This is a genomic window from Microcella sp. (assembly GCF_030645145.1).
Taxonomy (GTDB): Bacteria; Actinomycetota; Actinomycetes; order Actinomycetales; family Microbacteriaceae; genus Microcella.
In genome coordinates this window covers 1-20,031 of record NZ_JAUSMI010000103.1, presented here as the reverse complement: position 1 = coordinate 20,031, position 20,031 = coordinate 1, and the positions used below count along the sequence as shown (strand labels likewise).

At 71.4% G+C, this 20,031-nt stretch carries 21 protein-coding genes, 1 tRNA gene and 2 pseudogenes; 9 read left to right on the top strand and 15 right to left on the bottom strand.

Translation table 11 applies throughout. From position 1 onward, the window contains the following. Positions 1–149: 149 nt before the first annotated feature. Entirely contained in the window at positions 150–593 is a 444-nt protein-coding gene (locus Q7T15_RS07330) for a nitroreductase family deazaflavin-dependent oxidoreductase (RefSeq protein ID WP_304694806.1), read from the top strand. Here the strand turns inward: Q7T15_RS07330 and sufU are convergent. Together sufU and Q7T15_RS07320 are read right to left on the bottom strand one after the other, a co-directional pair. Beyond that, complete coding sequence (gene sufU, locus Q7T15_RS07325) at positions 590–1,060, bottom strand: Fe-S cluster assembly sulfur transfer protein SufU (protein ID WP_304694804.1); 471 nt, start codon at positions 1,058–1,060, stop codon at positions 590–592. The two genes, Q7T15_RS07330 and sufU, sit on opposite strands and share 4 nt — an antisense overlap. Then, entirely contained in the window at positions 1,057–2,364 is a 1,308-nt protein-coding gene (locus Q7T15_RS07320) for a SufS family cysteine desulfurase (RefSeq protein WP_304694802.1), read from the bottom strand. Before Q7T15_RS07320 ends, sufU begins: the two co-directional genes overlap by 4 nt. Positions 2,365–2,600: 236 nt before the next feature. Here Q7T15_RS07320 and Q7T15_RS07315 point away from each other — a divergent pair, with 236 nt between their 5' ends. Beyond that, positions 2,601–3,344 carry a LuxR C-terminal-related transcriptional regulator gene (locus Q7T15_RS07315; RefSeq protein ID WP_304694800.1) on the top strand — a complete coding sequence of 248 codons (744 nt, stop codon included), beginning with the start codon at positions 2,601–2,603 and terminating at the stop codon, positions 3,342–3,344. Between the two features lie 81 nt (positions 3,345–3,425). Continuing rightward, positions 3,426–3,701, top strand: coding sequence for a hypothetical protein (locus Q7T15_RS07310; RefSeq protein WP_304694798.1), 276 nt, complete (start codon positions 3,426–3,428; stop codon positions 3,699–3,701). Between the two features lie 66 nt (positions 3,702–3,767). Here the strand turns inward: Q7T15_RS07310 and Q7T15_RS07305 are convergent, their stop codons facing one another. The 4 genes from Q7T15_RS07305 to Q7T15_RS07290 form a co-directional block, all read right to left on the bottom strand. After that, a complete protein-coding gene (locus Q7T15_RS07305) occupies positions 3,768–5,174 on the bottom strand; it encodes an NAD(P)(+) transhydrogenase (Re/Si-specific) subunit beta (RefSeq protein WP_304694796.1) in 1,407 nt (468 codons plus the stop codon). Next, entirely contained in the window at positions 5,171–5,485 is a 315-nt protein-coding gene (locus Q7T15_RS07300) for an NAD(P) transhydrogenase subunit alpha (RefSeq protein ID WP_304694794.1), read from the bottom strand. Before Q7T15_RS07300 ends, Q7T15_RS07305 begins: the two co-directional genes overlap by 4 nt. After that, a complete protein-coding gene (locus Q7T15_RS07295; protein ID WP_304694792.1) occupies positions 5,485–6,657 on the bottom strand; it encodes an NAD(P) transhydrogenase subunit alpha in 1,173 nt (390 codons plus the stop codon). The genes Q7T15_RS07300 and Q7T15_RS07295 overlap by 1 nt, the downstream gene beginning before the upstream one ends. Before the next feature lie 156 nt (positions 6,658–6,813). Beyond that, positions 6,814–8,862, bottom strand: a complete 2,049-nt coding sequence (locus tag Q7T15_RS07290) for an excinuclease ABC subunit UvrA (RefSeq protein WP_304694809.1) — start codon at positions 8,860–8,862, stop codon at positions 6,814–6,816. Between the two features lie 51 nt (positions 8,863–8,913). Between Q7T15_RS07290 and Q7T15_RS07285 the strand changes: the two genes are divergently transcribed. Continuing rightward, on the top strand, positions 8,914–9,468 hold the full coding sequence (locus tag Q7T15_RS07285; protein ID WP_304694790.1) for a dihydrofolate reductase family protein: 555 nt from the start codon (positions 8,914–8,916) through the stop codon (positions 9,466–9,468). A gap of 223 nt (positions 9,469–9,691) precedes the next feature. Here Q7T15_RS07285 and Q7T15_RS07280 read toward each other — a convergent pair. From Q7T15_RS07280 to galU, 4 genes are all read right to left on the bottom strand, one after another. Beyond that, positions 9,692–9,767: transfer RNA gene (locus Q7T15_RS07280), tRNA-Ala, on the bottom strand. 50 nt (positions 9,768–9,817) lie between these two features. Then, the gene (locus Q7T15_RS07275) at positions 9,818–10,819 is read right to left on the bottom strand and encodes a hypothetical protein (RefSeq protein ID WP_304694788.1); all 1,002 of its coding nucleotides are present in this window, start codon (positions 10,817–10,819) and stop codon (positions 9,818–9,820) included. A gap of 27 nt (positions 10,820–10,846) precedes the next feature. Beyond that, positions 10,847–11,500, bottom strand: a complete 654-nt coding sequence (locus tag Q7T15_RS07270) for a GNAT family N-acetyltransferase (protein ID WP_304694786.1) — start codon at positions 11,498–11,500, stop codon at positions 10,847–10,849. Between the two features lie 6 nt (positions 11,501–11,506). Then, the gene (gene galU, locus Q7T15_RS07265; RefSeq protein WP_304694784.1) at positions 11,507–12,397 is read right to left on the bottom strand and encodes a UTP--glucose-1-phosphate uridylyltransferase GalU; all 891 of its coding nucleotides are present in this window, start codon (positions 12,395–12,397) and stop codon (positions 11,507–11,509) included. Between the two features lie 69 nt (positions 12,398–12,466). On the opposite strand from galU, the gene Q7T15_RS07260 reads away from it, so the two are divergent. From Q7T15_RS07260 to Q7T15_RS07245, 4 genes are all read left to right on the top strand, one after another. Beyond that, positions 12,467–13,072 carry a 5-formyltetrahydrofolate cyclo-ligase gene (locus tag Q7T15_RS07260; RefSeq protein WP_304694782.1) on the top strand — a complete coding sequence of 202 codons (606 nt, stop codon included), beginning with the start codon at positions 12,467–12,469 and terminating at the stop codon, positions 13,070–13,072. Between the two features lie 91 nt (positions 13,073–13,163). Next, positions 13,164–13,454: an FmdB family zinc ribbon protein gene (locus tag Q7T15_RS07255; protein ID WP_304694780.1), complete on the top strand. Its 291-nt coding sequence runs from the start codon at positions 13,164–13,166 to the stop codon at positions 13,452–13,454. Positions 13,455–13,525: 71 nt separating this feature from the next. Next, positions 13,526–13,963: a large conductance mechanosensitive channel protein MscL gene (gene mscL / locus Q7T15_RS07250; protein WP_304694778.1), complete on the top strand. Its 438-nt coding sequence runs from the start codon at positions 13,526–13,528 to the stop codon at positions 13,961–13,963. A gap of 106 nt (positions 13,964–14,069) precedes the next feature. Continuing rightward, complete coding sequence (locus Q7T15_RS07245) at positions 14,070–15,065, top strand: IS481 family transposase (RefSeq protein WP_304694776.1); 996 nt, start codon at positions 14,070–14,072, stop codon at positions 15,063–15,065. On the opposite strand, the gene Q7T15_RS07240 is transcribed toward Q7T15_RS07245, so the two are convergent. After that, on the bottom strand, positions 15,062–15,805 hold the full coding sequence (locus Q7T15_RS07240; protein ID WP_304694808.1) for a cupin domain-containing protein: 744 nt from the start codon (positions 15,803–15,805) through the stop codon (positions 15,062–15,064). The genes Q7T15_RS07245 and Q7T15_RS07240 overlap by 4 nt on opposite strands. 261 nt (positions 15,806–16,066) lie before the next feature. On the opposite strand from Q7T15_RS07240, the pseudogene Q7T15_RS12355 reads away from it, so the two are divergent. Further along, positions 16,067–16,111, top strand: a pseudogene (locus Q7T15_RS12355) (hypothetical protein); the annotation flags it as partial. Between the two features lie 63 nt (positions 16,112–16,174). Here the strand turns inward: Q7T15_RS12355 and Q7T15_RS07235 are convergent. The 4 genes and pseudogenes from Q7T15_RS07235 to ispF form a co-directional block, all read right to left on the bottom strand. Beyond that, positions 16,175–16,591: pseudogene (locus tag Q7T15_RS07235) on the bottom strand (transposase); the annotation flags it as partial. A 221-nt stretch (positions 16,592–16,812) separates the two neighbouring features. Then, on the bottom strand, positions 16,813–17,841 hold the full coding sequence (rlmB, locus tag Q7T15_RS07230) for a 23S rRNA (guanosine(2251)-2'-O)-methyltransferase RlmB (RefSeq protein ID WP_304694774.1): 1,029 nt from the start codon (positions 17,839–17,841) through the stop codon (positions 16,813–16,815). Beyond that, the gene (gene cysS, locus Q7T15_RS07225; protein ID WP_304694772.1) at positions 17,834–19,243 is read right to left on the bottom strand and encodes a cysteine--tRNA ligase; all 1,410 of its coding nucleotides are present in this window, start codon (positions 19,241–19,243) and stop codon (positions 17,834–17,836) included. Before cysS ends, rlmB begins: the two co-directional genes overlap by 8 nt. A 10-nt stretch (positions 19,244–19,253) precedes the next feature. Continuing rightward, positions 19,254–20,031: 2-C-methyl-D-erythritol 2,4-cyclodiphosphate synthase (gene ispF, locus Q7T15_RS07220; RefSeq protein WP_304694770.1), on the bottom strand; the 778-nt coding region annotated here is incomplete at its 5' end.

Below are 20,031 nucleotides of genomic sequence, written 5' to 3'. Positions count from 1 at the left end.
CGACACAGCAGTCGTCGACCTTCAACAGACAAACGGGCATTAGCGTGAAGCTCCATCGGGCTCCTTCAGGTGAGAGCGACTAGACACCCTCAAGCCTGGAGGAGCTCGACCTGAACAACCTGCCTGGGAACTACAGCTAGCCTCGAGGCATGCCGCTGACCGGAGAGTACGCACCCAGCACGTCCGAGTGGGCCCGCGAGCAGGCGGAGCTCTACGAGCGCACCAATGGCCAGGAGGGCAACGACCTCCGCGGTCGGCCCATCATCGTCCTGACGACGCTCGGCGCGACGAGCGGGAAGCTGCGCAAGACCGCGCTCATGCGCGTCGAGCACGACGGCGACTACCTCGTCGTCGCCTCGAAGGGCGGCGCCCCCGACCACCCCGCCTGGCATCGCAATCTCGTCGCCCACCCGCTGTGCGAGCTGCAGGACATGGCGGAGAAGCGCGACTACCGCGCCCGCGAGCTCGCCGAGGGCCCCGAGCGCGAGCTGTGGTGGGAGCGCGCGTGCGCCGTCTGGCCCGACTACGCCGAGTACCAGAAGAAGACGGAGCGGCGCATCCCGATCTGGGTGCTCGAGGCCGTCGAGGCCTAGCTGCCGGCGCCCGCGCGCCGCACGAGCAGGTCCTCCGCCGCGACCCAAGCGAGCATCGCGCACTTCACGCGCGCGACGTACCTCGAGACGCCGCTGAGCGCGGCCGCGTCGCCGAAGCGCTCCTCGTCGAGCGCGATCGCCCCGCGCGACCGCAGAGCCTCGCGGAACTCCGCGATGAGCGCCGTGAGCTCCTCCGGCGTCCACGCCTCGCCCTCGGCGGCGCGCTCCTCCGCGAGGGTCGCCAGGAGCGAGGCGCTCGCCTGCGAGATCGAGCAGCCGCTCCCCTCCCACGCGACGTCCGCGATGCGGTCGCCCGCGGCATCCCACCGCAGGGCGAGCGTGATCTCGTCGCCGCACACGGGGTTGCGCTGGTGGCTCGTCTCCTCGCCCGCGGCGAGATCGGTGCCGTGCGGGTGCTTCGCGTGATCCATGATGATCTGCTGGTACAGCTGCTCGAGACCGCTCATGCTTCCGCCCCCTCGCCGAGACCGAAGAACGGGCGGATGCCCGCGACCGCGTCGATCGCGAGATCGAGCTCGTCCTCCGTCGTGTGGATGCCCGCGCTCAGCCGCAGGCTCGCGCTGACCCCGAAGCGGCGGTGCAGGGGCTGCGCGCAGTGGTGGCCGACGCGCGCCGCGATTCCCCGGTCGTCGAGCACCTGGCCGGCGTCGTGCGCGTGCACGCCGTCGACGACGATCGAGGCGAGCGCGACGCGCGGCGCGGGGTTGTCGGCGCCGAGGATGCGCACGCCCGGCACGCGCGCGAGGCCGTCGAGCAGCCGCGCCGCGAGCTGATGCTCGGTCGCGGCGATGCGGTCCAGCCCGACCTCCTCGACGAAGCGGATCGCGGCCGCGAGCCCGACCGCCTGCGACAGGCGCGGAGTGCCGGGCTCGAAGCGCTGCGGCGCGGGGAGGTACTCGGAGTGCTCCATCGTGACCGTCGTGATCATCGAGCCGCCGTAGAGGAACGGCGGCATCGCGTCGAGGAGCTCGGTGCGGCCGTAGAGCACGCCGATGCCGGTCGGGCCGTAGAGCTTGTGGCCGCTGAACACGGCGATGTCGACGTCGAGCTCGCGCGGCCGCAGCGGCAGGTGCGGAGCCGACTGGCACGCGTCGAGCACGACGAGCGCGCCGACCGCGCGCGCGAGCGGCACGAGGTGCTCAAGCGGGGTCACGCCGCCCGTGACGTTCGAGACGTGGGTGACGGCGAGCACGCGCGTGCGCTCGCCGATGATGGTCGCGGCCGCGTCGAGATCGAGCCCGCCGTGGTCGAGCACGGGGATGTACCGCAGCGTCGCGCCCGTGCGGGCCGCGAGCTCCTGCCACGGGATGAGGTTCGCGTGGTGCTCGAGCTCGGTCACGACGATCTCGTCGCCCTCGCGCAGCGCGAAGCGCGCGGCGTCGGGGTGCGAACCGGCTCCGCTGCCGCTGCTCGCGGTTCCGAGGGAGTACGCGACGAGGTTGAGCGCCTCGGTGGCGTGGCTCGTGAACACCACCTCGTTCTCGTCGACGCCGAGGAAGCGCGCGATCGTGGCCCGGGCATCCTCGTACGCCTCGGTGGCCTCGCCGGCGAGGGAGTGGGCTCCGCGATTGACGGCCGCGTTCGAGGTGCGCAGGAAGTCGCTCTCGGCGTCGATGACGGCGTCGGGCTTCTGCGCGGTGGCCGCCGAATCGAGGTAGACGAGCGGATGCCCGTTCACCTCACGACGGAGGATCGGGAACCGCGCGCGGATGCCCTCGATCTCGGCGGAGGTCAGCGGGGCGGCGAGCACCCTCCCAGGGTAAGCCGTGCCCCTGGGGAACGCGCGCGCGCTTCTTCGCGCTATGCCCTATCGCGGGGCGTTCGTCAATCCCTTTCGACAGCTCGAGACATATGCTCGGATGACAAGGATGCATCGGCGGACCGCCGCCCCGAACACCTTGAGAGACGATCCATGACGAGAGCCGCTCGCGTCGGCCCCGCCCCGTTCCACAACTCGCGTCCCGCGACCTCCCCCCTCACGACCCGATGAGGGAGCGCGAACTCCTCGGCTGCCTTGCCGAGCTCGCCCGCATCTGCGCGAACCGGCCCGACCGCGCGTCGTTCGCGAGCTCGCTCGTGCTGCAGGTGCTGCGGCCGTTCGAGGCGCGCAGCGCCGCCGTCGGGATGATCGACAGCCAGAGCTTCCTGGACGTGCGCACGATGTTCGGCTTCCCGACCGGAATGCTCCGGGACGGGCCGCGCTACGCACTCGACAGCCCCATTCCGCTCGCCGACTCGGTGCGCCGGGGCACCGTCGTGGAAGGGGAGGTGCCCGAACTCACGGCACGGTACGCAGGGCTCGAGGGGCTCGACCTCCCCGGCACGCACATCATCTGCCTGCCGCTCCTCGCCCGCGGCGCCACGATCGGCGGCATGGCGCTCGCGATGGACGTCGCTCCGGCGCACGAGCAGAACCGCGTCTTCTGGGCGGCGGTGGCCGACCTGGTCTCGGCGACGATCTCGAGCGCCGAGCCCGCCGCCGTCGCCCCGCGCGATCGCCCGCGCCGGAGCGCTCCGCTGAGCGCGCGGCAGCGCGAGATCCTCGAGCACCTGCAGGCGGGCCGCACGAACGGACAGATCGCGCGCGCCATGAACTTCGGCACCTCGACGATCGGCCACGACATCATGCGCATCTTCGACGTGCTCGGCGTCGAGTCGCGCCGTCAGGCGGTCACGGAGGCGGAACGAGCGGGGCTTCTCGCCCCCCGGGAGGACGAGCCCGCCGACTGACGGGGAACGGGCTCGACCGGTCAACCCCCTACCGGTCAACCCCCTACCGCGCAGCACCCCGTAGTTGTTGTCATGGACAGCATGAACGACATCGACGCCCGCCCGAGCTCCGCCCCCTCCCCGACGCCGTCCTCCGGCTGGGGTCTCATCGCCCCCGGTGCGCTGCTCCTCGTCATCGGGGTCGTCGTCGCTGCGGTGATGTTCGGCCGCGAGACCCCGGGCTCGAACGAACCGGGCGAGTTCATCGGATGGAACGCAGGTCTCACGATCGGAGCGGCGATCCTCGCCGGGATCGGCGCGCTCCTGATCGCGCTGGGCGTCGTCCGGCGGCGCCGGAGGAATGCCGAGAGCGACTGACGATGACGGAGGAGGCGCGGGGCCGTCACGGGCCCCGCGCCTCTCGCACGTGCGTCGGCTCCGGCGCTACAGCGCCTTGACCGCGCTGAGCACCTTCGTGAGCGATTCCTTCGCGTCGCCGAACAGCAGCGTCGTCTGCGGCTCGAACAGCAGGTCGTTCTCGATGCCGGCGAATCCGGGGCGCATGGAGCGCTTGAGGAAGACGACCTGGCGGGCCGAGGCGACGTCGAGGATGGGCATCCCGTAGATCGGCGACCCGGGGCTCGACTTCGCCGCCGGGTTCACGACGTCGTTCGCGCCCACCACGAGGGCGACGTCGGCCGTCTTGAACTGCGGGTTGACCTCGTCCATCTCCTGCAGCACCTCGTAGGGCACGTTCGCCTCGGCGAGGAGGACGTTCATGTGCCCCGGCATGCGGCCGGCGACGGGGTGGATGCCGAAGACGACCTCGATGCCCTTCGCCTCGAGCGTCGTCGCGAGCTCGGCCATCGTGTGCTGCGCCTGGGCGACGGCGAGACCGTAGCCGGGGACGACGATGACGCGCTGCGCGTAGCCGAGCAGGATCGCGACGTCCTCCGCGGTCGACGAGCGCACCGGCCGATCGGAGGCGACCGTCGACCCTGCCGTCGAGCCGCCCTTGAAGGCCCCGAACAGGATCCCCGTGACGCTGCGCCCCATGGCCTTCGCCATCTCGCGCGTGAGGATCGAGCCGCTCGCGCCGACGAGCGTTCCCGCCACGAGCAGCAGCGTGTTGCTGAGGACGAGACCCGACGCCGCGACCGCGAGACCGGTACCGGCGTTGAGTAGCGAGATGACGATCGGCACATCGGCGCCGCCCACGGGAAGCACGAGCAGGACGCCCAGGACCAGGCCGACGGCGAGTGCGACGACCGCGGCCGTGCCCTTGATTCCCGCGAGTCCGAGCCCCGCGAGCGTCGCCTCGTCGAGCACGATGAGCGCGGCGGCGGAGAGGCCCACGACGAGCAGGAGGACGATGACGATCGCCTGCCCGGCGAAGACGATCGGGCGCGTGGGCATGAGCTCCTGGAGCTTGAGGAACGTGACGACCGAGCCGGAGAACGCGATCGACCCGATCAGCACCGTGAAGGCGACCGCGAGGAAGGCGCCGATCGTGTCGCTGTGCTCGAGCTCGAGCAGCGCCACGAGAGCGGCGGCACCGCCGCCGACGCCGTTGAACAGCGCGACGAGCTGCGGCATCTGCGTCATCTTGACCATGCGCGAGGCGGGAACCGCGATGACGGTTCCGACCGCGATGACGGCGAGGATCAGCGCGATGTTGTCGAGCTCGGTCGACAGGAAGACGACGATCATCGCGAGCAGGGCGCCGAACGCGCCCACGAGGTTGCCGCGACGAGCGGTCTTCGGCGAGCCGAGACCCTTGAGAGCGAGGATGAAGCAGACCGCGGCGACCAGGTAGAGGAACGCGGTCAGCTCGGAGCTGAGAATCGTCATCGGGCGTCCTCCGCATCGGCGCGCTGGGGGGCGGGCTTGCGGCCGCCGAACATCTGGAGCATGCGGTCGGTGACGACGAAGCCGCCGACCAGGTTGACCGTGGCCATGAGCACGGCGAGGAGCGCGACCACGAGCACGAGCGGGCTCTCCGCCTGGCCCGCCACGATCACGGCGCCGACGAGGATGATGCCGTGGATCGCGTTCGCGCCCGACATGAGGGGCGTGTGCAGGGTGCTCGAGACCTTCGAGACGACTTCGAAGCCGACGAAGACCGAGAGCACGAAGAAGGTCAGCAGGGTGATGGGGTCCATCAGTGCGCTCCCGTCGTTCCGGTCGAGGAGGTGGCGGCGGCCGCGATCGCGGCGGCCGTGGGCTCGTGGCGGACCTCGCCCGCGTGAGCGAGGCAGGCGCCGGCGACGACCTCGTCGTCGAAGTCGGGCGCGATGGCGCCCTCGACGGTCATGAGGCCGATGAGGTTGGCGATGTTCTGGGCGAGCAGGCGGCTCGCGTCGAAGGCCATGGTCGAGGGGGCGTCCTTCATGCCCACGATCGTGACGAATCCGCCGGGGACCTCGACGCGGACATCCTCGCCCGCGACCGCGCCCTCGACGTTGCCGCCCGTCTCGGCGGCGAGGTCGACGATGACCGAGGCGGGCTTCATGCCCTGCAGCATCGACGCCGTGATGAGGCGCGGCGCCGGGCGGCCGGGGATGGCCGCGGTCGTGATGATGACGTCGGCGTCGGCGACGTGGGGGGCGAGCAGCTCGCGCTGGCGGTCGGCGCGGTCGGCGGCGAGCTCTTTCGCGTAGCCGCCCGCGGCGTCCGCCGCGGCGTCGAGATCGAGGTGGATGAACGTGCCGCCCATCGAGCGGACCTCGTCGGCGGAGGCCGAGCGCACGTCGTACGCCGAGACCTTCGCGCCGAGGCGCTTCGCGGTCGCGATCGCCTGGAGACCCGCGACGCCGGCCCCGAGCACGAGCACCCGCGCGGGCGGGATCGTGCCGGCAGCGGTCATGTAGAGCGGGAAGAACCGGGGGAAGCGCATGCCGGCCTCGAGCACGCAGCGGTAGCCCGCGATGAGCGACTGCGAGGTGAGGGCGTCCATCGACTGAGCGCGCGAGATGCGCGGGATGAGCTCGAGCGAGAAGGCGGTGACGCCCTGCGCGGCGAGCGCCGCGACCCCGTCGAGCTCGGAGGCGGGCGAGCCGAAGCCGACCGTGACGGCCCCGCTCGGCAGCGCCCCGATCGTCGCGGCGTCGAGCGGGCGCACGTGGGCGAGGACCTCGACGCGGCCGAGATCGACGGCGTCGACGAGCGTCGCCCCCGCAGCCTCGTAGTCGGCGTCGGCGTAGCCCGATGCGGTGCCGGCCCCTCGCTCGATCGTGACGCTGAGCCCGTTCTTCAGATACTGCGCCGTCGAGGCGGGTGTGGCCGCGACGCGGCGCTCCCCCTCGATCGGTTCGCGGCGGACGGCGATGTCCATGCAGCTCCCTCGGTCGGTGTGCTCGAAAAGCACGGTGGTGTTGACGAACTGTATCCACGCCGAGCGCACTTCTGGGCGTTCATTCTGGCTGAACAGCGTGAAGGAATGGCGAATCTTTCGGAATCGAGAACGCGGCGCGAGCTCGGATCCGCCGCGTCATCGGGCGACGTACTCGGCGAGGTGCTCGCCCGTGAGCGTCGCGCGCGCGGCGACGAGGCGCTGCAGGACCGCGAGCGCCGCGGGCACGCGCGACTCGCCCGTCGCGAAGAAGTCGACGGCCTCGCTCACGGGCATCGCCAGCACGTCGGTGATGTTCGCGCCGCCCAGGCGGTACTCGAGCACGGAGGACTGGAAGCGCCGGCCGCCGCAGTCCTCGCACGGGGACGACACGGTGGCGAGCATCCCCAGATCGGTGTCGACGACGCCCGCTCCCTTGCAGGTCGGGCACGCGCCCTCGGAGTTCGCGCTGAAGAGGGCGGGCTTCACGCCGTTGGCCTTCGCGAACGCCTTGCGGATCGGCTCGAGCATGCCCGTGTAGGTCGCCGGGTTGCTGCGCCGGGAGCCGCGGATCGCGCCCTGGTCGACCGCGACGACGCCCTCGCGCGGCGCTCCGCCATCGCGCACGACCGAGCCGTGGATGAGCGAGCTCTTGCCCGAACCCGCGACGCCCGTGACGACGACGAGGACGCCGAGCGGAACGTCGACGTCGACCCCCTGAAGATTGTGATCGGATGCTCCGCGCACGGCGATCGCCCCCATCGGCGTCCGCACGCCGGTCTTGAGGGCCGCGCGGTCGTCCAGGTGCCGCCCGGTGAGCGTGCCGCTCGCCCGCAGCTCGTCGACCGTGCCCTCGAAGACGATCTCGCCGCCCGCCGTCCCGGCGCCCGGGCCGAGGTCGACGACGTGGTCGGCGATCGCGATCGCCTCGGGCTTGTGCTCGACGACGAGCACGGTGTTGCCCTTGTCGCGCAGTCGCTGCAGGAGCCCGTTCATGCGCCGGATGTCGTGCGGGTGCAGCCCCACCGTCGGCTCGTCGAAGACGTACGTGACATCGGTGAGCGACGAGCCGAGGTGCCGGATCATCTTCGTGCGCTGCGCCTCGCCGCCCGAGAGCGTGCCCGCGGGCCGGTCGAGGCTCAGGTAGCCGAGTCCGATCTCGGTGAACGAGTCGAGCGCGCGGCGGAGGGTCGCCACGAGCGGAGCGACACCGGGGTCGTCGATCGCGGCGACCCACGAGGCGAGGTCGCTGATCTGCATCGCGCACGCCTCGGCGATGCTGACGCCCGCGATGCGCGACGACCGCGCGGCCTCGCTCAGGCGGGTGCCCGCGCAGTCGGGGCACGTCGTGAAGGTGACCGCGCGCTCGACGAAGGCGCGGATGTGCGGCTGCATCGCGTCGACGTCCTTGCTGAGCATCGACTTCTGGATGCGCGGCACGAGGCCCTCGTACGTCATGTTGATGTTCGCGACCCTGACCTTCGTCGGCTCCTTGTAGAGGAAGTCGGCGAGCATCTCGGGGCTGAAGTCGCGCACCGGCACGTCGCCGTCGACGAAGCCGGACTCGGTGAAGATGCGCACCATCCAGCCGTCCGCGGTGTAGCCGGGCACGGTGATCGCGCCCTCGGCGATCGAACGGCTGTCGTCGACGAGCTGGCTGATGTCGATGTCGGTCACGCTGCCCATGCCCTCGCAGCGCGGGCACATCCCGCCCAGGTACACCTCGTCCTCGATGACCGTGCGCTCGCCCGTCGCACTCGTGCGCTCGCCGCTCACGCGCGTCGTCGGCACGTTGAACGAGAAGGCGTTGGGCGGACCGATGTACGGATCGCCCAGTCGGCTGAAGAGCACGCGCAGCATCGCGTTCGCGTCGGTCGCCGTTCCCACCGTCGAGCGCGAGTTCGCGCCCATGCGCTCCTGATCGACGATGATCGCGGTCGTGAGCCCCTCGAGCACGTCGACGTCGGGCCGGGCGAGGCTCGGCATGAAGTTTTGCACGAACGCGCTGTAGGTCTCGTTGATCATGCGCTGCGACTCGGCGGCGATCGTCGCGAACACGAGACTCGACTTGCCCGAGCCCGAGACGCCCGTGAATACCGTGAGGCGCCGCTTCGGGAGGTCGACGCTCACGTCGCGCAGGTTGTTCTCGCGCGCCCCCTGGACCCGGATGAGGTCGTGACTGTCGGCGGGATGCTGCGCTGCGGTGATGCCGCGAGCGTAGTCCTGCGCGCCGACGCGGAGCAGGCGTACCGTGTGCCCATGTCACGCCTCGTCTACTCGGTCGCCTGCTCGCTCGACGGCTACAACTCCGACGCCGGCGGAGGCTTCGACTGGGCCTTCCCGAGCGAGGAGGTCGTCTCCGCGATCAACGACGACCTGAGCTCGATCAGCACCTTCCTCTACGGGCGGCGCATGTACGAGACGATGTCGGGCTGGGAGACCGAACCCGCGTGGGCCGACACCCCCGAGATGGCCCGCTTCGCCGAAATCTGGCAGCGCGCGGAGAAGGTCGTCTACTCGCGCACCCTCGACGACGTCGTCACCACCCGGACCCGGCTCGAGCGCGAGCTCACCGCGGAGTCGATCGAGCGCGCCCTCGCCTCGGCGACGGGCGACGTGACGATCGAGGGCCCGGCGCTCGCCGCCACGGCCTTCCGGCTCGGGCTCATCGACGTCGTGCAGCTTCTCATCTGCCCGGCGATCGTCGGCGGCGGCATCCGCGCCCTCCCCGACGACGTGCGCCTCGACCTGCGGCTCGTGCGCGAGCGCCGCTTCGAGAACGGCATGGTGCAGGTGACGTACGAGCGAGCCTGAGCAGATCAGCTCTCGCGCAGCGCGGCGGCCGCGCTCTCGGCGGCAGCCCGGGCGAGGGGCGTCTCGACCGGACGGCACGACTGCAGGGTTCGCACCGCGAGCGCCATCGCACTCGACCCCCGACCCTTCGCCTCGAGCACCCGGGGTCGAGCGCGTTCCTTCGCCCCTCGAAACGCAAGAACCCCGGCCGCGGGGCCGGGGTTCTGCTCGTGCTCACGATGCGTGGTGGACCTGAGGGGATTCGAACCCCTGACCTCCTCGATGCGAACGAGGCGCGCTACCAACTGCGCCACAGGCCCGTGAACGACGACAACACTATCACTGCCGTCGCGGCCTCTCGGCACCCGGCTCAGCCGGCGGCGCGACGCCGTTCGAGCACCTCGTCGAGGTCCGGCGCCGCGGTCGGCAGCCCCTCGAGCAGGCCCATGCGGGCGAACCGGCTGACCGGTTCGGACGAGCTGCGCCCGGTCGCGTCAGCAGCGGGGACGGCGACCGGAGCGGCAGGAACGGGGGCGGCAGCGACGGCCCCGGCCGACGATGCTGCGGCGGATGCGGCGCTCGCGACCGCGGGCGCGCTCGGCGCGGTCGCGGCTCGCTGCGCCCGCTCGGCCTCGGCCGCGGCGGCGGCGAGCACCGCGGTGTGGTCGATCGAGCCGAGGCCCGGGCGTCCGGAGCTCGCGCTCGGCACCGCGAGGTACCGCGGCTTCGGCAGGGGCACGGGGGTCCAGTCGCGCGGCTCCGCGGCGCGGGAGGTGCGGTCGCCGTCCGCGGCGAAGTCGACGAAGCGCTGCGCGCGTCGGGGGGCGACGGCGCCGGTCTCGCGGCGGCGCGAGGCGCGAGCGAGGCCGACGAGCAGGGTGATGCCGCTCACGACGATGAAGGAGGAGAGCGCCGTCCAGGCCCAGGCGCCCGCGACGGCGGAGACGATGACGCCGACGAGGGCGAGGAGGGTCAGCAGCGATGTGGCGGCGCGCGAGCGTCGGACGCGCGCCTGGCCGCGCTGGGCGGCGTCGACCTCGGCGGCGAGACCGGGCGCGGTCTGCTGCAGCCGTTCGCGGACGGCCCGCTGGGCGGCCGCCTCGCGAGCGCGGGCGATCGCCTGCTCCTCGCGCTGCCGAGCGGCGAGGGTGCGCTCCTGGTTGGCGACCTCGCGCGCCGTCATCTCCGCGCGCACCGCCTCGGGAAGCTCGGCCGTCTGGGCCATGATGCGCAGCGTCTGCTGCAGCCGCAGGGCGTTCCGCTCCGTCGACAGGTACTCGGTGCGGCGACGCCACATCGGCACGAGGTAGACGAGCCAGAGCCCTGCGGCGAGAGCGATGAGGATCGCTGTTCCACCGCCTGTGAACTCCATGGCGGCAACGGTATGCCCGAGCGGGCGCTACGGCAGGGCGATCCCGCGGCGCGCCGCGATGAGGTCGACCTCGGGGATGCTCGCGGCCGTCGCGGGGGCGCGTCCGGCTCGCCAGCGCTGCAGCACGCCCTGCGGCACCTCCTCGACCGTGAGCGCGAAGCAGAAGTGGTCGCGCCAGTCGCCGTTGATGTGGATGTAGCGACGTCGCAGGCCCTCGTAGCGGAAGCCGAGCTTCTCGACGACGCGCAGGCTCGGGGCGTTCTCGGGCCGGATGCAGATCTCCATCCGGTGCAGCCCGAGGGTGAAGAAGACGTGGTCGGTGGCGAGCGCGACCGCGGTCGGGGTGAGCCCGCGGCCGGCGAAGCGCTCGCCGACCCAGTAGCCGATCGTGGCCGAGGCGAGCGAGCCGTAGGTCATGCCCGACACGTTGAGCTGCCCGGCGAACTCGCCGTCGCTCTCGATGACGAACGGCAGCCCGGAGCCGGTGCGGGCGGCGGCGAGCAGCCCGCGGATGCTCCCGCGCGTGTCCCACGAGACGGGGGCGACGGGGCTCGTGGCCTCCCACGGGCGCAGCCACGCGCGATTCGCGAGGAGCTCGCGCTCGAGCGGCTTCGCGTCGCGCACGCGGATGGGCCGCAGGGTCGTCGCCCCGTCGCGCAGGGTGGGGATGCTCGTCGCCACTGCCGGTCAGTCGAGGTTCGCGGCGAACTCGCGCAGCCAGGGCCGGAGGTCCACGCCCAGGTCCTCCCGCTCGACGGCGAGCTGCACGATCGCCTTGATGTAGTCGAGCCGGTCGCCCGTGTCGTAGCGTCGTCCGCGGAACACCACGCCATAGACGCCGCCGGAGCTCTCGTCGTTCGCGAGCTCGAGCAGGGCATCCGTCAGCTGGATCTCACCGCCCTTGCCCGGCGCCGTGTGCTCGAGCACCTCGAAGATCTCGGGCTTGAGCACGTACCGGCCGATGATGGCGTAGTTCGAGGGGGCCTCGCCCTGCGGGGGCTTCTCGACGAGGCCGGTGATGCGGACGACATCGTCGTCCTCGGTCTCCTCGACCGTCGCGACGCCGTACATGTGGGTCTGCGAGGCGGGCACCTCGAGCAGGGCGACGACGGTCGCATCGCGCCGCTCGTAGACCTCGGTCATGCGCGACAGGAGAGGGTCGCGCGGGTCGATGATGTCGTCGCCCAGGAGGACGGCGAAGGGCTCGCGCCCGACGTGCATCTTGGCGCGGAGCACGGCGTGGCCGAGCCCGAGCGGGTCGCCCTGACGGACGTAGTGCATGTCGGCGAGGTCGGTCGAGTACTCCACCTTCCGGAGCTTCTCGCGGTCGCCCTTCGCCTCGAGCGTCTGCTCGAGCTCGTACATGCGGTCGAAGTGGTTCTCGAGGGCCGCCTTGTTGCGACCGGTGATCATGAGCACGTCGTGCAGGCCGGCGCCGACGGCCTCCTCGACCACGTACTGGATGGCGGGCTTGTCGACGACGGGGAGCATCTCCTTGGGCATGGCCTTCGTGGCCGGGAGGAAGCGCGTTCCGAGTCCGGCGGCGGGAATGACGGCCTTCGTGAGTGCGGTGGTCATGCCCGCAACCCTAGCGAAGCGCCTCCCGCCGCCGCCCTGCGGGCGCCCGGCGAACTCTAGGATTGCCCCATGCCGAGCGACGCCGAGCACGCCGCCCACGCCAAGCGCGCCCTGCGCGCCGAGCTCCGCGAGCGCCGGCGCATCCGGCCGCGGCATGAGCGCGAGCTCGCGGCCGAGCAGCTCACGCGGCAGCTCGTCGCCCTCGTCGACGCGGTCGGCCCGACGCGGCTCAGCTGCTACCTCTCCACGCCCGACGAGCCGCCCACGCGCGACTTCCTCGAGTGGGCGTCCGGTCGCGGCATCGAGGTCCTGCTGCCGGTCTCGCGGGACGACGGCCTCCTCGACTGGGCGCCGCTTCCGGCATCGGGGGCGGATGCTCTCGACGAGCTCCTCGACGCGGCGGGCATGCCCGTGCCGGATGCCGAGCTGCTGAGCCCGCTCGCGATCAACGACGCCGGCCTCATCCTCGTGCCGGCGGCGGCCGTCGACCGCTCGGGCATGCGGATGGGCTGGGGTCGCGGCTACTTCGACAAGACCCTCGGATCGATGGACCGTCGACCGCCCGTGTTCGCGGTCGTGTTCGACGACGAGCTCCTCGACGCGCTGCCGAGCGAGCCGCACGACGAGCGGGTGGACGGAGTGGTGACGCCGAGCGGCGTCGTCCGCTTCTCCTGACGCGCGTCGGGCTCCTGACCGTGCGTCGGGCTCCTGGCCGAACGTCCTGAGCTGCCCCCGCGCGCCCGTATCCTTGTCCAGGAGGATCGCCATGCCCACGTACTCGTACCGCTGCACGGAATGCTCGACCGCGTTCGACATCCAGCAGGCGTTCACCGACGACTCGCTCACCGAGTGCCCCGAGTGCTCAGGGCGGCTGCGCAAGCTGTTCTCCGCCGTCGGCGTGACGTTCAACGGCTCCGGCTTCTACCGGACCGACAGTCGGGCGAGCGCGTCCTCGGGCGGCACGTCGAGCGATTCCTCGAGCTCGTCGAGCGGCTCCAGCAGCTCGACGCCGGCGAGCACCCCCGCCGCCGCGAGCACCCCGGCCGCCGCGAGCTGATCGGTTCGCGGCCCCGCCGCGCCGCCGGTTAGGGTAGAGGCATCGTCAGCCACCACACCTCCGGGGGTCCCATGTTCAGCGGCTTCAAGGCCTTCATCCTGCGCGGCAACGTCATCGAGCTCGCCGTCGCGGTCGTCGTCGGCACGGCCTTCACGGCGCTCGTCAACGCGATCGTCACCGCCGTCATCAATCCGGCGATCGGCGCCCTCTTCAGCGCCGAGAGCCTCAGCACCGCGCTCGTCGTGGAGATCCCGACCCTCATGGGCGACGAGCCGGCGAAGCTCATGTTCGGCGCCGTCATCGCCGCGCTCCTGAACTTCCTCATCGTCGCGGCCGTCGTGTACTTCGCACTCGTGATGCCCATGAACGCGCTCGCCAAGCGCGCCGAGGCGGCGCGCCAGGCGGGCGAGCCCGTCACCGCGGCCGACGAGCCGCCGACCGAGCTCGAGCTTCTCGGCGAGATCCGCGACCTGCTCGCGCGCCGCGACGCCTCCGGGCCGTCGGCCTAGCTGTAGTGCCCAGGGACGTTGTTTGATCTGGCGTCCCTGACAGAGCGAGAACCTCCGGGCCAGAGTGGAGCTGTCTAAGTCACCGCTCTGAGCCCAGGAGGTTCTCGTGTCTCACGGTAATGCGGCCCTGACGCCGCGCCAACGTCTTCGTCTTGCCCGGAAGGTCGTGGAGGAAGGCTGGTCGGTCGCTGCTGCCGCTGAGTACTTCCGTGTGTCCTATCCCACCGCCGCGAAGTGGTCCAAGCGATTCGTGGAGCTCGGGCCGGAGGGGATGGCCGATCGATCCAGCCGACCGCACTCTCATCCGAACCGAACAGCGCCGCATCTGGTGAAGAAAATCGTCCATCTTCGGATCAAGAAGCGTCTAGGTCCGGTTCAGATCGCCGGCCGCCTGCAGATGCCCGCCTCGACTGTTCACGCGGTGCTCGTGCGCTGTCGACTGAACCGCTTGTCGCATGTCGATGTGAAGACGGGCGAGCCAGCCCGCCGCTATGAGCACGACCGACCCGGATCGCTGATCCATGTCGATGTCAAGAAGCTCGGCAACATTCCCGACGGCGGGGGCTGGCGGTTCGTTGGCCGGCAGCAGGGCGACTGGAACCGGCGCGCGACGCCCGACAAGCCCAGAAGCCGGCGACGGGATGTGATCCTCGGGCACGCGTTCGTGCACACCGTCATCGATGACCACTCCCGCGTGGCCTATGCCGAGATCCACGACGACGAGAAAGCAGTCACCGCGATCGGGGTGCTTCAACGCGCGGTGTCCTGGTTCGCCGATCACGGCGTGACGGTCGAACGGGTGCTGTCGGACAACGGATCGGCATACAAGTCCCACGCCTGGCGCCACGCCTGCGCGGAGCTGGGGGTGAAGCCGAAGTTCACCCGACCGCGCCGGCCACAGACCAACGGCAAGATCGAGCGGTTCCACCGCACTCTGGCCGATGGTTGGGCCTACTCCCGGCACTACCGATCCGAGGCCGCGCGACGGGCCGCGCTGCCTGCCTGGTTGCACTTCTACAATCAGCACCGGCCCCACACTGCGATCGGAAAGCTTCCGCCCGCCAGCCGCCTCTCAAGCAACCTGCCTGGGCACTACAACTAGGTCCGCGACACCCCGCGCTCGGGGCGAAGGGCCTTCATGGCCTGCAGCACCTCGACGGCGGAGGCGGGCGAGCGGGGGTCGGTCGACTCGTCGCTGTGGCCGAGGTCGGCGAGTGACTGATAGGCCATATCGCGACGGCCGATGACGAACCAGATGCCTCGCGCGGGCGCGTCCGACTCATTGAGGTACAGGTGCGGGCGGTTGGAGTCGAAGCAGAACGAATCGCCTGGCTCGAGCTCGTACGAGTCGAAGTCGACCTTGAGCGTGAGTCGGCCCTCGAGGAGGACTCCGTACTCGAGAGCGGCGTGCCGCATCATCTTGCCCTCGACCGACGAGCTGGCCCGCGGTGCGTACGTGACGATGATCGGATCGGCGACGGCCGAATCGCCGACCGCCAGACGCTCCCACGTGACGCCGTTCTCCATCTCGATGACGGGGTTGTCCTCGCGACGCTGGACGACCGAGTCGCTCCGCCGATCGGCCTCGCGGTCCGCGGACGCGGCTGCTGGGCCGAGGGAGAGCGGCGCGTTATGCGCGGCCGACGGTCCGAGGATGCGATCGAGAGAGATGCCGAGGTGATTGACGAGGGCGTAGAGAGTGCTCACCGAGGGCTGCGTCTTGCCCGTCTCGACCTGCGACAGCAGGCTCGCCGAGACGCCGACCGCCGAGGCGACCGCTCGCAGGCTGAGCTTCTTGGACTCGCGTACGCGACGCAGCTCCGAGCCGACATCGAACTGCATCGTCCCACCTCCCCACGACCTCACCGAGTCGCCTGCCGACAGTCGTGCTGAACAACCGGACGGCCCACAGCGTACTGGATTCGACCCGGAATCGTGCCGGAAGTCCTCCCCGGGTTTCCCGTCGCTCGCCGATGATGGGAAGCGCGTGTAAAGCTTCACTACACAGGCGACGACGAATCGGCGCCGCTCGAGGAGGAGACGACATGACCGAGGCACTCGCAGGCCAGCGCGCACCCCTGGGCTTTTTTGGGGCTCGGAGCGATGGGCGCCGCCATGGTGGGCCGACTGCTCGACAAGGGATTCGCGCTCACCGTCTGGAACCGCAGCCCCGAGGCCGCCGACGCGGTCGCGCAGCGGGAGGGCGCCGCTCCGGGACACCTGCGACTTAGACAGCGAGTGGATCCCGAGGGTCTTCACCAGCTTGTCCATCCGGCGCGTGCTCACGCCGGCGAGGTAGCAGTCCGCGACGACCGTGATCAACGCGGTCTCGGCCCGCTTGCGGCGCTCCAGTAGCCACTCCGGGAAGTACGTCCCCTGCCGCAGCTTCGGGATTGCCACGTCGATCGTGCCGACCCGGGTATCCAGGTCCCGGTGCCGGTAGCCGTTGCGTTGCGCGATCCGGTCGGTGGAGCGCTGGCCCCATTCCCCGCCGACCACGGCGTCCGCGTCAGCGGACAGCAGCGCGTTGATCATGGTCTGCAGCAGGCTGCGCATCAGATCCGGCGACGCATCGGTCAGCGCTTCGCTGAGCAGGCCGGCAGGGTCGACAATATGAGGTGCGGTCATCGTGAAGATGCCCTTCGAGTGGGTTGTAGGAGATTCCTCGAAGGGACTACACGGTGACCGCGCCCACGTCTACGACGAGACCGGCCACCGCGAACTACACCACGTTACGGGGCACTACTTGATCGCATGGCCTTGGTCGCGCAGGCGCGGAGGACGAGCTGTCGCGCGTCGCCGGAAACGCGTACAAGTCCGGCCAGTCGACCGGAAGGGCCCGGGACGACCTAGTATTCGGCCCGCCTCCGGGCGACCTCGTAGAGCGTGACGCTCGCGGCGATGCCCGCGTTGAGCGACTCGGTCGCCGCCGTGATCGGGATCGACACGATCGCGTCGCAGGTCTCGGTCACGAGGCGCGACAGACCCTTGCCCTCGCTCCCGACGACAATCACGATCGGCTGGTCGGCGAGCTCGAGGTCGGGCAGCGACACATCGCCGCCGCCATCGAGGCCGAGGATGAACAGGCCCTCGCTCTTGAGCTGCTTGAGCGTCTGCGTGAGGTTCGGGGCCATCGCGACGGGCGTGCGCGCCGCGGCGCCCGCCGACGTCTTCCACGCCGCCGCCGTCACGCCGACCGAACGGCGCTGGGGCACGATGACGCCGTGCCCGCCGAACGCGGCCGTCGAGCGGATGATCGCCCCGAGGTTGCGGGGGTCGGTCACGCCGTCGAGCGCGATGATGAGGGGCGCCTGGCCCCGCTTGCCCGCGGCCTCGACGAGGTCGAGCGGGTGCGCGTACTGGTACGCCGGCACCGAGAGCGCGATGCCCTGATGCACCGAGTCGGGCCCGGTGAGCCGGTCGAGCTCGGGCCGCATGATCTCGAGCACGGGGATCCCCCGCTTGGTCGCGAGGCCGAGGGCCTCCTTCACGCGGTCGTCCATCTCGACGCGCGCCGCGAGGTAGAGGGTCGAGGCGGGGATCTTCGCCCGCAGCGCCTCGAGAACCGAGTTGCGGCCGCTCAGCACCTCGGCATCGCCCGACTTCTTCGCCGACCGGGGGCCGCCGCTCGTCGACGTCGCGCCCGAGGGCTTGCCGCCCGTCGGCTTGCCGCCCCCCGAGCCGCCGCGGCCGGTGCGCGATCGCGCGGCCTCGAGGCGTTCCTGCGCGGCCTTGCGCTTGCCGGCGACGTGCCAGGTGCGGTCCTCCGCCTTCGGGGTCGGCCCGCGGCCCTCGAGGGCCTGCCTGCCCTGACCGCCCGATCCGACGGTGGGGCCCTTCTTCTTCTTGCTCGCTCCGGGGCGTGCGGGCTTAGCCATCGATACTCCAGTCGGTTCCCGTGGGGGTGTCTTCCACCACGATGCCGGCCGCCGCGAGGTCGTCGCGGATGCGGTCGGCAGTGCTCCAGTCTCGCGCATCGCGCGCGGAACGGCGTTCGACGATGAGGCGATCGACGAGGGATGCGAGGGCCCGGTGCGTCGCATCGGCTCCGCTCCGGGCATCCGCCGCCTCGAAATCGAGCCCGAGCACGGCGACCATGGCGAGCACCGCGGCCCGCGCCGCGCCTGCCGCCGCGACGTCGTCGGCGTCGAGCGCGGCGTTGCCCGCGCGCACGGTCTCGTGCAGCGACGCGAGCGCCGAGGGGGTCGAGAGGTCGTCGTCCATGGCCGCGCCGAAGGCCTCGGGCACCTCGGCCGGCAGCTCGGCGAACCGCGTGCCGTCGACGCGCTTCGCGGCGCGGGCGAGGAAGGTCTCGATGCGCTCGAGCGCCGCCTCCGACTCGGCGAGCGAGCCCTCCGTGTAGTCGATCGTCGAGCGGTAGTGGGCCGAGCCGAGCCAGTAGCGCACGACCGCGGGCCGCGCCGAGGCGAGCAGATCGGCGGCGAAGACGGAGTTGCCGAGCGACTTCGACATCTTCTGGCCGCCGACGGTGACGAGGCCGTTGTGCACCCAGTGGCGCGCGAAGCCGTCGCCGGCCGCGCGCGACTGCGCGAGCTCGTTCTCGTGGTGCGGGAACCGCAGGTCGAGCCCGCCGCCGTGGATGTCGAAGGCGTGCCCGAGGTAGCGCTGCGCCATCGCCGAGCACTCGATGTGCCAGCCGGGGCGGCCCGGGCCCCACGGCGACGGCCAGTGCGCGCTCGTCGGCTCGTCGGACTTCGCGCCCTTCCACAGGGCGAAGTCGCGCGGGTCGCGCTTGGCGCGCGCGGGCGCGTCGCCGGCCTCCTCCATGTCGTCGGGCGACTGCCGGGTGAGCTCGCCGTAGGCCGGCCAGCTGCGCACGTCGAAGTAGACGTCGCCGGAGCCGTCGTCGGAGGCGTAGGCGTGCCCGCGCTCGATGAGCGTCGCGATGATCGCGTGCATGGTCTCGATGGATGCCGTGGCGCGCGGCTCGTAGGTCGGCGGCAGGATCCCGATCGCGCGGTACGCGGCCGCGAACTCGAGCTCGACGCGGTACGCGACCGCGTACCAGGGCTCGGCCTCGGAGGCGTTGACGAGGATCTTGTCGTCGATGTCGGTGACGTTGCGGATGAACGTCACGGCGAAGCCGCGGTAGGAGAGCCAGCGCCGCCACAGGTCGTAGACGAGGGCGCTGCGCACGTGACCGATGTGGGGCGCCGACTGCACGGTGGGGCCGCAGACGTACATGCCGACCCGGCCGGGCTCGAGCGGTTCGAAGTCGACGACCGCCTGCCGCAGGCTGTCGTACAGGCGCACACTCACGCGGGCCAGCCTATCGGCGGGGGTCGGCGGTCGCGGGGGTCGCGGGGGTCGCAGCGAGCAGGCACGTCGCGACCGCGGTGACGCCCTCGCCGCGGCCCGTGAACCCGAGGCCGTCGCTCGTCGTCGCGGCGACGCTCACCGGGGCGCCGACGAGCCGGGAGAGGTGCGCCTCGACCTCGTGGCGGCGCGGGGCGAAGCGCGGGCGGCGCGCGACGATCTGCACGGCGACGTTGACGACCGCGAAGCCGGCCTCGCGCACGAGCTCGAGCGTCGCCGTGAGGAACACCTCGCCGCGCGCATCGGCGAAGCGCGGGTCGTCGACGCCGAATCGCGACCCGATGTCGCCGAGCCCGGCAGCCGAGAGCAGCGCGTCGCACACCGCGTGGCTGATCGCGTCGCCGTCGCTGTGCCCCGCGAGCCCGGGCTCGTCGGGCCAGTGCAGGCCGCCGAGCCACAGCGGGGCGCTCTCGTCGTAGGCGTGCACGTCGATGCCGATGCCGGTGCGCAGCGCGGGGCGCTCGGAGCCGAGCAGCTGCTCGGCCCGCCGGAGATCCCACGGCGTCGTGATCTTGAAGCCGCGCGCATCGCCGTCGACGACGACGACGGGATGCCCGGCGGCGCGATGCACGCCCGTGTCGTCGGTGTGGTCTGCCGCGGCCTGCGCGAGCGCCTCGCGGTAGAGCGGGAACGGGAAGCCCTGCGGCGTCTGCACGATCGCGAGGTCGGAGCGATCGACGGGCTCGACGACCCGGTCGTCGGCGTCGCGGCGCGCGATCGTGTCGACGACG